Source organism: Streptomyces gilvus (genome assembly GCF_022513565.1).
In the GTDB taxonomy this organism is placed as follows: Bacteria; Actinomycetota; Actinomycetes; order Streptomycetales; family Streptomycetaceae; genus Streptomyces; species Streptomyces gilvus.
This window is the reverse complement of record NZ_JAKWBE010000021.1, coordinates 1-13,675: the sequence shown is the minus strand read 5'-3', so window position 1 is coordinate 13,675 and position 13,675 is coordinate 1. Positions and strand designations below refer to the sequence as shown.

The following is a 13,675-nucleotide window of genomic DNA, read 5'->3' as shown; positions in this document are numbered from 1 at the left end:
CCGTGGCCGCGAGGCCGCGATCCCTCCATGTGTCAGACCACCGCCGTCGCCGCCAGCTCGCGCAGCTCGCCGAGGGCCGCTGCCACTGCGGGCCGGTCCCGGCCGCCCCGGCGAGTGCAGGTCAGCAGTTTGCGGTGCGGGTTGCCCGCGCAGCGCACGCGGGTGATCGGCAGCTGCGGGGTGAGCTGTGCCAGGCGCGGGATCAGGGCCACGCCGAGCCCGCCCGCGACCAGATGGGCCGTGACGTTCCAGTCCGTGGCCAGGTGAACCACGTCGGGGTTGAACCCGGCCTTGCCGCACGCGGACATCACATGCGTACGGCAGGGACTCTCCGACATGGGCGCGATCCACGCCTCCCGCGCCGCGTCCGCGAGATCGACCCGCGCCCGCCCCGCCAACGCGTGCCCGTCCGGTACGACGAGGTCGAACGGGTCGTCCAGCAGCGACCGCTGGTCGAAGCGGGCATCGCCCAACGGCGGGTTGTGCGGGGTCGCCTCGACGATCGCCAGGTCCGTCTCCCCCTCGAAGAGCAGGTCGAAGCTCTCCGGGACACCCGCCTCCCGGATACGGACGGAGAGTCGGGGATGCCGTTTCTGGAGCCGGGCCGCCATCGGGGCGAGCAGCACCGAGGCGGCCACCGACAATCCGCTCACCCGCAGCGGCCCGGCCGGCTCGCCGGCCCGACGGCGCCGAGCCCTTCAAGGTGGTCTCCCGGCACGTCACGGCGGCCGGGACCACCCTGTGGACGCGTTGCGCGTGCGGTTCGCTGCAGGTCCGGACGGTCGACGGCTGCGGGACGCGCGTCGTCTCCCGCAGCCGGCCCGCGTGATGTCAGTCCAGTTCGGCGAGGCGCGGCACGAGCGGTGCGACGAACCGCTCCATCCACGCCGCCGTCTCGCCCCGCCGCGGGGAGAGGATCACCGTGTCGATGCCGAGCCCGGTGTAGCCGCCGATGTCCCGCAGGAACGCGTCGAGGTCGCCCTCGGTCGCGGGCTCGCCGCCGTACGTGACGGTCTTGCGGACCGTGTCGTGGTCGCGGCCCTCGCTGTCGCAGTGGGCGCGCAGCACCTCCAGCTTGTGCCGGACCTCCTCCGGTGAGGTCGCGAAGAGGTTGCAGGCGTCGCCGTGGCGGGCGACCAGACGCAGCGTCTTCCTCTCCCCTCCCCCACCGATCATGATCTCCGGGTGCGGGCTGCTGACCGGCGCCGGGACGCACAGGGTCTCGGCGAGCCGGTAGTACCGGCCCTCGAAGGGGCCGTTGTTCTCCGGGTCCCACATCTGCAGACAGACCCGCAGGGCCTCCTCCAGCCGCTCGAAACGTTCGGCCAACGGCGGGAACGGCACGCCGAGCCCGGTGTGCTCCCGGTCGTACCAGGCGGCCCCGATACCGAGGGTGGCGCGTCCGCCGGACAGCACGTCGAGGGTCGTGGCGATCTTGGCCAGCAGACCGGGGTGACGGTAGGTCACGCCGGTGACGAGCGCGCCGAGCCGGAGGGTGGACGTGCGGGCGGCGAGGTAACCGAGGGTCGTGTAGGCCTCCAGCATCGGGTCCTCGGCGCCGCCGTTGAACTCCATCTGGAAGTAGTGGTCCATGACCGACAGCCAGCTGACCCCGGCCGCCTCGGCCGCGGTGCCCGCGGCGGCGAGTTCGGCGCCGAGCGCGGGTCCGCCGCCGCTGTGGTCGAACCGGTTGATGTGCACGCCCACCCGCATGTCGTTCTCCGTCCGCCCGCGTCTCCACCGTCGTCGGCGACGCTAGATCTTCGAGCGCTCTCGAAGTCAAGTACCGGGGGCCGTACGTCCTGTCGCCTCTGCGAGGATGATCGAATGCGGACCCTTTACGAACGACTGCGCGACCTGCTGCCCGAGTCGGGCGTACGGGCGGGGGCGACGGACGAGACCGGGCGCGATGTGCAGTCCCTGGCCTCCGAGTTCCTGTGCCACCAGCACGTCGGCGAGATGCTGGACCTGTACGACGTCAACTGCGTGTTCGACGTCGGCGCCAACACCGGTCAGTACGGCAGGGGACTGCGCGAGCTCGGCTACACCGGCCGGATCGTCTCCTTCGAGCCCGCCTCCGCCGCCTTCGAGCAGCTCGCCGAGGCGGCGGTCCGGTGACCCCGAGTGGCGGGTGCACCGGATCGCCCTGGGCCGCGAGGAGGGCGTCATGGCCATCCACACCGGGTGGGACACCATGAACTCGCTGCTGCCGCCCAGTGATTACGGCCGCGGCCGCTACGAGCGCTTCACCGAGACCCGTACCGAGGAGGTCCGCGTCCGCCGCCTGGCCGACGTGATGGACGAGGCCCTCGACGGCATCGACGATCCGCGCCCTTTCCTGAAGATGGACACCCAGGGCTACGACCTGGAAGTGTTCACGGGCGCCGGGGACCGGATCGGGGAGTTCGTGGGCCTGCTGTCCGAGGTCGCCCTGCTGCGGCTGTACGAGGGCAGCCCGCGGATGGACGAGTCCATGGCCGCGTACGAGGCCGCCGGCTTCGAGACCACGGGCCTGTACTCGGTCTCCCGGGACCCCGCAACGGGCCGGGTGGTCGAGTTCGACTGCGTGATGATGCGGGCGAAGGCGGCCCGTCAGGCGACGGACTCCTGAGCCTGCCGCGCCGTGGACGCGCGCAGGCCGGTGAAGGTCGTGACGGCCAGGACCAGGACGATGAAGCCCAGCGAGAAGGGGACTCCGATCTCCGGGACGTGGACACCTGACTCGTGCAGGGCGTGCAGCACCAGTTTGACAGCGTTGTCGGCGCCGGTGATCTCGTCCCCCACGTCCAGGCGAACAGAAGGTAGCGAGACTGTTGAGACTGGGGGACCCGCCGCGTGGCGGGGAGGTTCCGCCGGACGGCGGCGGTCCGGACGGCGAGCGGTGGCCCGATCATGTCGGACACGAGCCGCCGCGCCCCGCGTGAGGAGAAAACCATGACCCTGGTGCCGCCCCCGTTCGACCCCGAGCTCGCCGGAGCCCTGGAGCTGATCAAGGACATGATCTCGCCCGGGCTCACCCTGGACGAGATCGACACCGCACGCCAGGGACCGGGCATCCAGATGCTCGCCCAGCTCGACCTCACGGCGGACGGCTTCTTCGAGGTCGAGGACCGCTCCGTGCCCGGGCCGGAGAACGCGCCCGACATCTCGCTGCTCATCTGCCGCCCGGCCGCCGAGCCGACGGCCGGGCCGCGCCCCCTCGTCTACCACGTGCACGGCGGCGGGCTGGTCATCGGCAACAACCGGGTCGGCGTGGACGTGCCGCTCGCGTGGGCGAAGGAGCTGGACGCGGTCGTCGTGTCGGTCGAGTACCGGCTGGCGCCGGAGCATCCGCACCCGGCGCCGATCGAGGACGTGTACGCCGGGCTGGTCTGGACGGCCGAGCACGCGGCGGAACTCGGCGCCGATCCCGAGCGGATAGTGATCGCCGGAGCGAGCGCCGGCGGCGGGCTCAGTGCGGCGGTCGCCCTGCTCACCCGGGACCGCAAGGGTCCCCGGCCGATCGGCCTGGTGCTGATGTGCCCGATGCTCGACGACCGCAACGACACGCCCTCCAGCCACCAGATGGCGGGCCTCGGCGTCTGGGACCACACGGCCAACGAGACCGGCTGGACGGCTCTTCTCGGCGCCGCGCGCGGCGGCCCGGACGTCTCTCCCTACGCGGCGCCGGCCCGCGCCGAGGACCTCACCGACCTGCCGCCGGCCTTCCTGGACGTCGGCTCGGCGGAGACCTTCCGCGACGAGGTCGTCGCCTACGCGTCCCGCATCTGGCAGGCGGGCGGCGTCGCCGAACTGCACGTCTGGCCGGGCGGCTTCCACGGCTTCGACGGCTTCGCCCCCCAGGCCTCCCTGTCCCAGGCCTCCCGAGCGGCCCACCTGAACTGGCTGCGCAGGCTCCTCGGCTGAAGGGGCGGGGCAACGGGGCCGGGGCGACGGGGCCGGGGCGACGGGGCGGGGTGGCGCCGGCTCCGGGGGGACGGCCGGCCACTGGCACCCCGGCTGTGACCGCACGAGGTCGGCGACCGGCCACTGGCGCGGTGACTGTGACCGTACGAGGCGGGCGACCGGCACTGACGCCGTGGCTGTGACCACACGAGGTGGGCGGCCGGCCACAGACCGCAGGAGGTGGGCGGCCGGTCAGTGGCGTGGTGGCTGTGCCCCCCGGGGGGACGTCTGGCACTGACGCGGTGACTCTTCCCTCGGGGGGGTGGCCGACGCTGGCGCGGGGTGGCTGGCGCCGGTCCTCGGGGCGGTGGTCGGCACCGGCCCCGGAACGACGGAGGCACCGGTCCCCGGGCGGCAGACGGCACTGTCGCTGGACGTGCACGAAAGGCGGGGCGGGCGGTTCCGCTGCCCGTCCCGGGTCAGGCACGCCCGCCGCACACAAGTGCGCCCTCGGTGCCATGCGGGCGCCCGGCGGGCGGACCTCCTGCGGCCCGCGCTGCGCGCTCGGCACGGGGCGAATCGAGCACGACCGCGTTCGCGAGACCACCCCGGTCGTCCCGAGGCTCCCTCCCGGCGCTCCGATGGCGCACCATGTGCGTATGAAAGAGCTGGCGGGACGGCTGACCGCGGTGGACCCGGATGCCGGGGCCGCGGTGCAGGTCATCTCCTATTTCGACCGGCTGGCCGAGACCAGGGCCGGGCTGGAGGCCCTGGTGCGTGGGGCGGCGGTGCTGGCCGGGTGCCCGGCGCGGCTGGTCGACGCGGCGCGGCACGTGCGGGTGCGGGTCGAGCCGGACGGCACCCGCAAGGACTCGGAGAGCGCGCCGGACCCGGACTGGCCATGTGCGGCACTGGAGCTGGGCGGCGTCCCCGCCCTGTGGCTGGAACGGGCCGGACCCGTGCCCAGCGTGGTGGACGCGGTGATCCTGGAACGGGCGGCGGGCGCGGTGCGGCTCGTCCTGGACCGTACGCGGGGTCGCGCGCCGGTGTCCGCGGCCGACGATCCCGCGCTGATCGAGACACTGCTGGACGGCACGGTCGCGGAGCCGACGCGGCTGCACGCGGCTCGCCGACTCGGTGTCGACCCCGCCGATCCCGCCGTACGGCTGCGGGCTGTCGCCCGGGGCGACGAGCCGCCCCGCGTCCTGGTCACCCTCGGGGGCGGGCGACCCGTGGAGTCGGAGCTGCCCGCCGGTCGCCTCGGGGTCGGACCTGCCGTTCCGGTGCTCGATCTGCCGGCCTCCTGGGCAGCCGCCCGCACGGCGCTGCGGTTCACGGCCGACGGCACGCCGCTCGATCCCGGGCCCCGCGTGGTGTATGCCGACGAGCTGGGCGGCATCGCGCTGCTCGCGGATCTGGTCGTACCGGGTGCCGAACCGCCGCCCGATGTGCGTGCCGTCGAAGCGGCGGCGGCCGCGCTGCCCGGTCTGCTGACCACCCTGCACGCCGTGGCCGCCACGGCGAGTCAGCGGGCGGCGGCCGCCGAGATCAACGTGCACCACTCGACGCTCCAGGACCGCCTCACCCAGGCCGAACACCTGCTGGACTGGCCCCTGCGCACCCCCCAGGGCCGTCTCAGACTGCAACTGGCCCTGACCATGCGGCACTTGGCGAGGCCATCCGGGGGGCCATGGGAGCGCCCCGACTAGCGCGGGCCGATGACAACCGACCGCGTCAACTGGCCTCCTGCTCAAGGCGTTCGGGACTCGGTGCCGGTGCCGGCGTGGGCCGCTGGGGGCGCCAGAACGTGGCGAGCAGACCGGCCGTCGCCACGACGGCCACACCGAGCGCGATCCCGAAGCCCGCCCATCCCGTCACGTCGGTGCCGGCGGCCTCGTCGAGCGAGGCGCTGCCCGGGCCGAGCACGGCCAGCGCCAGGGAGACGACGGCGAGGGTGAGGACGTACTCGTAACCCTCCTTGAAGACGAAGAAGCCGTTGGGGCGGTGGGCGAGCAGGCCCGCGACCAGCATCACCGAGATGACGGCCGCGCAGGCCAGCGGGGTGAGCAGGCCCGCCAGCAGCAGGACGCCGGCCCCGATCTCGGTGACCACGCTCATCCAGGCCTGGAGCACGCCGTGGCGCAGGCCCAGACCGGTGAACCAGCGGGCGGTGCCGGCGATACGGCCGCCACCGCGCCAGTGGTTGAGACCGTGCGCGATCATGACGACGCCCAGGACCAGGCGCAGCAGCAGTGCGACGACATCCGTCTGGTTCATCCCGCTCTCCCCTCTTGTGGAAGCGCGGCGATCGTCGGCCTCTCGGGTCACCGCGCACTCCTCGACGAACGACAGCAGTTCAGGTGATAGCCCGGGCCGGATGCCCGAGGCTCAGATTGTGCCCGCTGTCGGCTCGTTCGTTAATGCACGTGCGGTGATATCCGTATGCCGGCCGCCAACTCCGTGGCCTCGCACCGCTGTTCGCGTCCGGGAATTCGCACTACTCGCCCATGTGGTGCGTCAGCGGGCCCACTTCGGCGTCCAACTGTGCGCGTCGCGCCGGGCGGTGCCGAGGTGGGCGCGGAGCGCGGCGAGCGCCGGGTGGGGGTTGTCGGCGCGCCAGACCAGCGAGTGCGGGTAGACCGGTGTGGGGTCGCGCAGGGGAATGCGGCGCAGGTCGTGGTCGGCCGGCCAGACCATCCGGGTCTGGACGCCGACGAAGGTCGCCAGGTGCGCGGAGTCGGCGATGGTGTCGAGGAGGGGCTCGGTGCCGAAGTCGGGGCCGGTGACCTCGATGGTGAAGCCGAAGGCGGCGGCGAGGTCGTCGTAGAAGGCGGCCCACTCGGTGCCGGCGACGTTGCCGGGCATCCAGATCCGGTGCCCGGCGAGCTGGGCGGGGGTGACGGCGCGGGCGGCGGCGAGCGCGTGCCCGGGGCCGGTGAGGAGCTGGAGCGGCTCGTCGTGGACGCGGGCCGCCTCCAGACCCTCGGGCAGCTGCCGGGCGGGGAGGGTCAGGGCGCGGAAGGACGCGTCGACGGTGCCCGCGCGCACCGCCGCGATCGCCGCCTCCGCGTCGAAGAGCGTCACGACGTCCAGGGCCGTCTCGGGGTGGGCGCGGTGGAAGTCCCGTACCAGGTCGGCCGGGGCGAGCCGGCGGCCGATGACGTCGACGCGCAGGGCGCGGCGGCCGGGGCGCACGGAGGACGCCGCCTGTTCCTCGGCCCGCAGCAGCTCGCGGGCGTGCGGCAGGAAGACCTGCCCGTCGACGGTGAGCTGCGCCCCGCGGGTCGTGCGGGTGAACAGCCGTGCCCCGAGGTCCTTCTCCAGCGCGGCGACCCGCTTGGAGACGGCCTGCTGGGTGACGGACAGGGCGAGGGCGGCTTCCCGGAACCGTCCGGCGTCCGCGACGGCCACGAAGGTGCGTACTGCGTCGAGATCCACGGCACCTTTTCTACCGTGTCCGGTCGCGCGTATTCCTACAACGTTTGGTTGTCGGGGGGCGAGCGTGTCGGTTGTTTGCCCCTGGGCCCGTCGAGCGGCTTTGATGTCGCCGGTCGGAATTCGCGCGGGACGGGGGACGGGCATGCGGGGCGGGCGTTCGCTGGGGCGGCGGTTCGAGTGGCTGTGGGGGGCGTACGCCGTCAGCGCGCTCGGGACGTGGCTCGCCTTCGACGCGTTCTCGCTGATCGCGGTGATCGTGCTGCACGCCGGGGCGACCGAGGTGGCGGTGTTGTCGGCCGCCGGGCTCGCGGTGGGGGCGGCGGCGGCGACGCCGCTGGGGCCGTGGATGGAGTTCCGGCGCAAGCGGCCCGTGATGATGGCCATGGACCTGGTCCGCTGTGCGGCGTTGCTGACCATTCCGGCGGCTTTCGCGCTCGGCGCCCTCACCTTCGTACAACTCCTGGTTGTGTCGATCGTCGTCAGTGCGGCCGACATCAGCTTCACGGCGGCCAGCGGGGCCTTCCTCAAGTCGCTGCTGCCGCCGGAGGACCTGCTGGCCGCGAACGCCCGGTTCGAGGCGACGCAGTGGACGGCGACGATCCTGGGGCCGCCGCTCGGCGGGGCCGCCATGGGCGTGCTCGGACCGGTGGCGACCACACTGGTCAACGCGGTCAGTTTCCTTCTCTCGGCCGTCGGGATCCGGGCGATCGGCGGGACGGAGACGCATCCGGTACGGACGGGTACCGAGCGGGCGGGCGGTCTCCTCGAGGGCTGGCGGTACATCCTGGCGCATCCGGTGCTGCGGCCGCTTTTCTGCAACACGGTGTCCTACAACGCCATGATCATGGTGTCGGCTCCGCTGCTGGCCGTGCTGATGGTCGGCGACCTGGGGTTCACGGCCTGGCAGTACGGGCTGGCCTTCTCCCTGCCCAGCATCGGCGGCCTGATCGGCTCGCGGCTGGCCCGCAGGCTCGTGCCGCGCTTCGGGGAGCGGCGGGTGCTGCTCGTGTCGGGATGGCTGCGCGCGTGCTGGCCGATCGGCCTGGCCTTCGTCGGACCCGGTACGGCGGGACTGGTACTCGTCATGGTCGTGGAGCTCGGGGTGATCACGTCCTGCGCCGTCTTCAACCCGGTGTACTCCACGATCCGGCTGCGGCAGACCGACTCCGGCCGGGCCGCGCGCACGCTCTCCGCCTGGTCGGTCACCGGCAAGGCCACGACCGCCGCGACGACGGCCCTGTGGGGTGTGCTGGCCGGCTTCACCGGCCCTCGTACGGCGATCGCGATCGCCGGCGTCCTCGCCCTGGCCACACCGCTGCTCCTCCCCCGCCGCATCGAGCCCGTCCCGCGGACGGCGCCGCTGCGCGCGGACGAAGTCCTCTGACTCCGGCAACGCCGCTCCGCTGCGGCGACGGTCCGTCGAGGAGTTGCCGCTGAGCGCCACGGGCACAGTGATGAGGGACCACCTGCGACGAGGACGGACGGGACCGCGATCCGGATCCCTCCCGGAGGAGAACGGAGATCTCTCGTGACGACGACCGACCACGCTGCCGGTGTGACGGCACAGCGGTCACTCGATCAGCTGGAGCGCCTGGACGACGAGATCATCGCGCTCCTGGCCCGCCGTCGCGCGATGGCCCAGGAACTCCCGCCCCCGGCCCGTGCCCGCGCCGCCGACCCCGCCTTCGCCGAGACCGTCCGGGGCCTGACGGGCCGCTACCGGCAGGAACTGGGCGGTGCCGGGGAACTCGTCGCCCGCGCGGTGATCGTGCTGTGCGACCCGAGCCGGGAGAACTGAAGAAAGCTTCCCGCAGTCCTTGGTGCGTACAGCACGGAGTCCTTGGTGCGTACGGCACGGAGCTACTGGGTCATTGGTGCGTACAAAGTGCGCCCGGGGCGCGGATGTGTTCTGGGCCTCACTCCGGGAGTGCGGTACGACACACGTCGGTCCACGTCAGTCGGCGTTGACAGCGCTCAGGATTTGGCCGTACAAACTTTTCCATGGCCGTTGCCCGAGCGCTCGCCCAGTGGGCCCGCGATCTCCGCCCGGCGCCGGAGGACCTGGCGCTGGCGGAGCGATCGCTGGCAGACACCGTCGCCGTGGCGCTGGCCGCCCGGACGCATCCGCTGCGTTCCGTCGCCGCCTCCCTGCCGGAGGCGGCCCGCTGGGCGGCCATGGCCCATGTCCTGGACTTCGACGACCTGCACACCGACACCACCACCCACATCTCCGTGGTCACCGTCCCGGCCGTGCTCGCCGTGGGAGGTGACGCCCGCGCCTACCTCGCGGGCGCGGGGGTCATGGCACGGCTGGGCGCGATGCTCGGCTGGGGCCACTACGCGGCCGGCTGGCACACCACCTGCACGGCGGGGGCCCCGGCCGCCGCCGTCGCGGCCGGGACCGCCCTCGGGCTGGACGTCGAGCAGCTGGCCACCGCGATGGCGCTCGCCGCGCCCGCCGCCGGCGGCGGGCAGGAGGCCTTCGGTACGCACGGCAAGTCCTTGCAGGTCGGCTTCGCCGCCGAGGCGGGCGTACGGGCCGCACGGCTCGCGCGCGCGGGAGCAACCGCGGATCCACGGGCGCTGGAGGCCTGGATCAGGCGGGTCGGCGGCACGCCCGACGCGGACTTCCCCGCCACCCCGGCCGTGCCCGGCGGCCTCGCGGTCAAGCTCTTCCCCTGTTGCTACGCCATGCAGCGGCCCATCGCCGCGCTGCGGGAGGTACGCGACCGGATCCGCGGCGACATCACGGCAGTAACGGTCACCACGCCTGCGGGCACCGTTCAGCCGCTCGTCCACGACCGTCCGGTGACCGGCCTGGAGGGCAAGTTCTCGCTGCCGTACGCGGTGGCGGCCGCGCTGCTGGACGAGTATCCCGGCTTCGACAGCTTCACGGACGCGGCCGTCGCGCGGCCCGAGGCGCGCAAACTCCTCGGCCTCGTCGGGGTCGAACTGCTGCCGGGTGAGACGAGGACACTGCTGGACGGGCGCGTGGAGCTGCGAGTCGACCTCGCGGACGGCGGTGAGGTGTACGCCGAGCTGGAGTTGCCGCCCGGGGCTCCGCAACGGCCCGTGTCCGACGCCGACTTGAGCGCCAAGGCCGCCGCCTGCGGTGCGGATGTGCCCGCGCTGCTGGGCGGGCTGACGTGGGCGGGAGCCCGCGAGGTGCTGAGCGAGCAGTTCCCCGAAGAGGAGGCGTGAGGTGCGGCAACTCCCCCTGTCCGGCATCACGGTGGTCAGCCTCGAGCAGGCCGTCGCCGCCCCGTACGCCACTCGCCAGCTCGCCGACCTCGGTGCCCGCGTCATCAAGGTGGAGCGGCCGGGAGAGGGCGACTTCGCCCGCCGCTACGACACGACCGTGCACGGCCACTCCAGTTATTTCGTCTGGCTCAACCGCTCCAAGGAATCCCTCACGCTGGACCTCAAGGACCCGCGCGGCCTGGAGATCCTCCGCCAACTCCTCGACGACGCCGATGTGTTCGTCCAGAACCTGGCGCCGGGCGCCGCCGACCGGCTGGGACTCGACACCGGCACGCTGACCGAGCGCCACCCCCGGCTGATCCCGTGCACGATCTCCGGGTACGGCACGACCGGGCCCTGGGCCGGCCGCAAGTCCTACGACCTGCTGGTGCAGTGCCAGACCGGGCTCGTCTCCCTCACCGGAACCGCCGACGAAGCCGCCCGCGTCGGCATCTCCGTCGCGGACATCGCGGCCGGGATGTACGCCTACAGCGGCATCCTGACCGCGCTCTACACGCGCGCCACGACCGGCCGCACGCACCCCGTCGAGGTGTCGTTGTTCGAGGCGCTCGCCGAGTGGATGGGCCAGCCCGCCTACTACACCCGCTACGGCGGCACCCAGCCCGCCCGCCTCGGCACCCAGCACGCGACCATCGCCCCGTACGGCGCCTTCCCGACCGCCGACGGCCGGCAGGTGCTGTTCTCCATCCAGAACGAGCGCGAATGGGCCGTCCTGTGCGCGGAGTTCCTGGACCGGCCGGCCCTGACGGACGATCCGCGCTTCGCCACCGGCTCCCAACGCGTGGCGCACCGCGACGAGTTGAACGCGATCGTCGCCGAGCGCATCGCCCGCTCCGACGCCGTCGACGTCCTCGCGGACCTGGAGCGGATCGGCATCGCCTGCGCCGGGGTCAACGACGTCGCCGCCTTCCTCGACCACCCGGTGCTGGCGGCCCGCGGACGCTGGCAGGAGGTGGCCGTGCCGGGCGCGACGGTCCAGGCCCTGCTGCCGCCCGCCGACCTCGCGGGCGTCCCCGCTCGTATGGATCCCGTACCGGACGTCGGCGAGCACACCGACGCGATCCTCGCCGGACTCGGCCGTACCCGCGACGACATCGACGCCCTGCGCGCCGACGCCGTCATCTGACGACGTGTGGAGAATGCCCCGATGAGCGTCCTGGACCTGCTGCCCGACGACGAGCGGCTCGTCGTACGAACCGTGCGCGAGTTCGTCGACAAGGACGTCAAGCCCGTCGTCAAGGAGCTGGAGCACTCCGACACCTACCCCGAGCACCTCATCGAGCGGATGAAGGAACTCGGTGTCTACGGCCTGGCGATCCCCGAGGAGTACGGCGGGACCCCCGTCTCCATGCCCTGCTTCGTGCTGGTCACCGAGGAACTGGCGCGCGGCTGGATGAGCCTGGCCGGGGCGATGGGCGGACACACGGTCGTGGCCAAGCTCCTTCTGCTGTACGGCACGGAGGAGCAGAAGCGGCGCCATCTGCCGCGCCTGGCGACCGGTGAGGTGCGCGCGACGATGGCGCTGACCGAGCCGGGCGGGGGTTCCGACCTGCAGGCGATGACGACGGTCGCGCGCCGGGAGGGCGGCGAGTACGTCGTCAACGGCGCGAAGACCTGGATCACCAACTCCCGCCGCGCCGGTCTGATCGCGCTGCTGTGCAAGACCGACCCGGCCGCCGAGCCACGTCACCGGGGCATCTCGATCCTGCTGGCCGAGCACGGACCGGGCCTCGTCGTCTCCCGTGATCTGCCCAAGCTCGGCTACAAGGGCGTGGAGAGCTGCGAGGTGGCCTTCCAGGACTACCGGCTGCCCGTCGAGGCGCTGCTCGGCGGCGCGGAGGGCCAGGGCTTCGGCCAGATGATGAAGGGACTGGAGACCGGGCGGCTCCAGGTCGCCGCCCGCGCGCTGGGCGTGGGACGCGCGGCCCTGGAGGACTCGTTGCGCTACGCCCAGGAGCGGGAGAGCTTCGGCAGGCCCATCTGGCGTCACCAGTCGATCGGCAACTACCTCGCCGACATGGCGACCAAGCTCACCGCCGCCCGCCACCTCGTCCTGCACGCGGCCCGGGAGGCCGAGGCCGGGCACCGGGTCGACATGGAGGCGGGCATGGCCAAGCTGTTCGCCTCCGAGACGGCCATGGAGATCGCCCTCAACGCGGTGCGGATCCACGGCGGTTACGGCTACTCGACCGAGTTCGACGTGGAGCGGTACTTCCGTGACGCCCCCCTGATGATCGTCGGCGAGGGCACCAACGAGATCCAACGCAACGTGATCGCGTCCCAGTTGGTGGCGAGGGGCGGTCTCGATGGCTGAACAGCCCCAGCGGGAGAGCACCTATCTGCGGCTCGCGCGCGAACTGCGGGCAGCGATCCTGCGCCACGACTACCCGGACGGCGTACGGCTGCCGACCGAGGCCGAGTTGGCCGAGACGTACGAGGTCAGCCGGCAGACCGTGCGGCGGGCGTTCCAGGACCTCGTCGCGGAGGGACTGGTCTACCGGGTGCCGGGGCGCGGCACGTTCTCCACGCCCCGGGAGGAGCAGTACCTGCGGCAGTTCGGGTCGGTGGACGACCTGATGGGGCTGTCCATCGACACCCGCATGGACGTGGTGACACCGCTGCACCGCCGGGTCGACGTGGACGCGGCAGGCCGCCTGGGTCTGCACACCGACCGCGTGCACAAGCTGTCCTTCCTGCGACTGCACGAGGACACGGCGTTCTGCCACACCTCGGTCTGGCTGCCCCCCGCCATCGGCCAACTCCTGTCCGACGTGACGGAGTTGACGCTGCCCGGCACGCCGAACGCGTTCACCGTCATCGGGCTGCTCGACCAGCGGCTGCCCGAACCGATCGCCGAGGCCGAACAGAGCATCACCGTCACCGAGGCCCCACCGGAGATCGCCGAACACCTGGGCTGTGAACCGGGCCGGGCACTCCTGCGCATCGACCGCGTCTACCAGACCGTGACCGGTCAGCTCGTCGAGCTGGCCATCAGTCACTTCCTGCCCGAGCACTACTCGTACCGCGTACGGCTGCGGCGCAGTGGCCAGTGAAGTCCGTACCAACCTGTTGAGGAGAAGGAACCTTGAGC

Annotated in this window: 14 protein-coding genes and 2 pseudogenes; 11 read left to right on the top strand and 5 right to left on the bottom strand. The window is 72.7% G+C overall.

Going from position 1 to position 13,675, the window contains the following annotated elements:
- Positions 1–32: 32 nt before the first annotated feature.
- A pseudogene (locus tag MKW14_RS27665) lies at positions 33–677 on the bottom strand (LysR substrate-binding domain-containing protein); the annotation flags it as partial.
- On the opposite strand from MKW14_RS27665, the gene MKW14_RS41345 reads away from it, so the two are divergent.
- Positions 644–829 carry a hypothetical protein gene (locus tag MKW14_RS41345; RefSeq protein WP_240866905.1) on the top strand — a complete coding sequence of 62 codons (186 nt, stop codon included), beginning with the start codon at positions 644–646 and terminating at the stop codon, positions 827–829. The pseudogene MKW14_RS27665 and the gene MKW14_RS41345 overlap by 34 nt on opposite strands.
- 2 nt (positions 830–831) lie before the next feature.
- On the opposite strand, the gene MKW14_RS27655 is transcribed toward MKW14_RS41345, so the two are convergent.
- Positions 832–1,713 carry an LLM class F420-dependent oxidoreductase gene (locus MKW14_RS27655; protein WP_240866665.1) on the bottom strand — a complete coding sequence of 294 codons (882 nt, stop codon included), beginning with the start codon at positions 1,711–1,713 and terminating at the stop codon, positions 832–834.
- Positions 1,714–1,827: 114 nt separating this feature from the next.
- Here MKW14_RS27655 and MKW14_RS27650 point away from each other — a divergent pair, with 114 nt between their 5' ends.
- Together MKW14_RS27650 and MKW14_RS27645 are read left to right on the top strand one after the other, a co-directional pair.
- Entirely contained in the window at positions 1,828–2,118 is a 291-nt protein-coding gene (locus MKW14_RS27650) for a class I SAM-dependent methyltransferase (RefSeq protein ID WP_240866663.1), read from the top strand.
- A 49-nt stretch (positions 2,119–2,167) separates the two neighbouring features.
- Positions 2,168–2,611 carry an FkbM family methyltransferase gene (locus MKW14_RS27645; RefSeq protein WP_240866660.1) on the top strand — a complete coding sequence of 148 codons (444 nt, stop codon included), beginning with the start codon at positions 2,168–2,170 and terminating at the stop codon, positions 2,609–2,611.
- On the opposite strand, the pseudogene MKW14_RS27640 reads toward MKW14_RS27645, so the two are convergent.
- Positions 2,593–2,796, bottom strand: a pseudogene (locus tag MKW14_RS27640) (TerC family protein); the annotation flags it as partial. The gene MKW14_RS27645 and the pseudogene MKW14_RS27640 sit on opposite strands and share 19 nt — an antisense overlap.
- A 138-nt stretch (positions 2,797–2,934) precedes the next feature.
- On the opposite strand from MKW14_RS27640, the gene MKW14_RS27635 reads away from it, so the two are divergent.
- Together MKW14_RS27635 and MKW14_RS27630 are read left to right on the top strand one after the other, a co-directional pair.
- Complete coding sequence (locus MKW14_RS27635; protein ID WP_240866658.1) at positions 2,935–3,906, top strand: alpha/beta hydrolase; 972 nt, start codon at positions 2,935–2,937, stop codon at positions 3,904–3,906.
- A gap of 638 nt (positions 3,907–4,544) precedes the next feature.
- Positions 4,545–5,594: a helix-turn-helix domain-containing protein gene (locus MKW14_RS27630; protein WP_240866655.1), complete on the top strand. Its 1,050-nt coding sequence runs from the start codon at positions 4,545–4,547 to the stop codon at positions 5,592–5,594.
- Positions 5,595–5,619: 25 nt separating this feature from the next.
- Here the strand turns inward: MKW14_RS27630 and MKW14_RS27625 are convergent, their stop codons facing one another.
- The gene (locus MKW14_RS27625; RefSeq protein WP_240866654.1) at positions 5,620–6,162 is read right to left on the bottom strand and encodes a DoxX family protein; all 543 of its coding nucleotides are present in this window, start codon (positions 6,160–6,162) and stop codon (positions 5,620–5,622) included.
- A gap of 240 nt (positions 6,163–6,402) precedes the next feature.
- Entirely contained in the window at positions 6,403–7,323 is a 921-nt protein-coding gene (locus tag MKW14_RS27620) for a LysR family transcriptional regulator (RefSeq protein ID WP_240866651.1), read from the bottom strand.
- A 142-nt stretch (positions 7,324–7,465) separates the two neighbouring features.
- On the opposite strand from MKW14_RS27620, the gene MKW14_RS27615 reads away from it, so the two are divergent.
- From MKW14_RS27615 to MKW14_RS27590, 6 genes are all read left to right on the top strand, one after another.
- Positions 7,466–8,707, top strand: coding sequence for an MFS transporter (locus tag MKW14_RS27615; RefSeq protein WP_240866649.1), 1,242 nt, complete (start codon positions 7,466–7,468; stop codon positions 8,705–8,707).
- 144 nt (positions 8,708–8,851) lie between these two features.
- The gene (locus MKW14_RS27610) at positions 8,852–9,121 is read left to right on the top strand and encodes a hypothetical protein (protein WP_240866647.1); all 270 of its coding nucleotides are present in this window, start codon (positions 8,852–8,854) and stop codon (positions 9,119–9,121) included.
- A gap of 203 nt (positions 9,122–9,324) precedes the next feature.
- Positions 9,325–10,524 carry an MmgE/PrpD family protein gene (locus MKW14_RS27605; protein ID WP_240866645.1) on the top strand — a complete coding sequence of 400 codons (1,200 nt, stop codon included), beginning with the start codon at positions 9,325–9,327 and terminating at the stop codon, positions 10,522–10,524.
- A 1-nt stretch (position 10,525) separates the two neighbouring features.
- A complete protein-coding gene (locus MKW14_RS27600; RefSeq protein ID WP_240866644.1) occupies positions 10,526–11,710 on the top strand; it encodes a CaiB/BaiF CoA transferase family protein in 1,185 nt (394 codons plus the stop codon).
- Positions 11,711–11,731: 21 nt separating this feature from the next.
- Positions 11,732–12,898, top strand: a complete 1,167-nt coding sequence (locus MKW14_RS27595; RefSeq protein ID WP_240866642.1) for an acyl-CoA dehydrogenase family protein — start codon at positions 11,732–11,734, stop codon at positions 12,896–12,898.
- On the top strand, positions 12,891–13,637 hold the full coding sequence (locus MKW14_RS27590; RefSeq protein ID WP_240866641.1) for a GntR family transcriptional regulator: 747 nt from the start codon (positions 12,891–12,893) through the stop codon (positions 13,635–13,637). The genes MKW14_RS27595 and MKW14_RS27590 overlap by 8 nt, the downstream gene beginning before the upstream one ends.
- Positions 13,638–13,675: the final 38 nt, after the last annotated feature.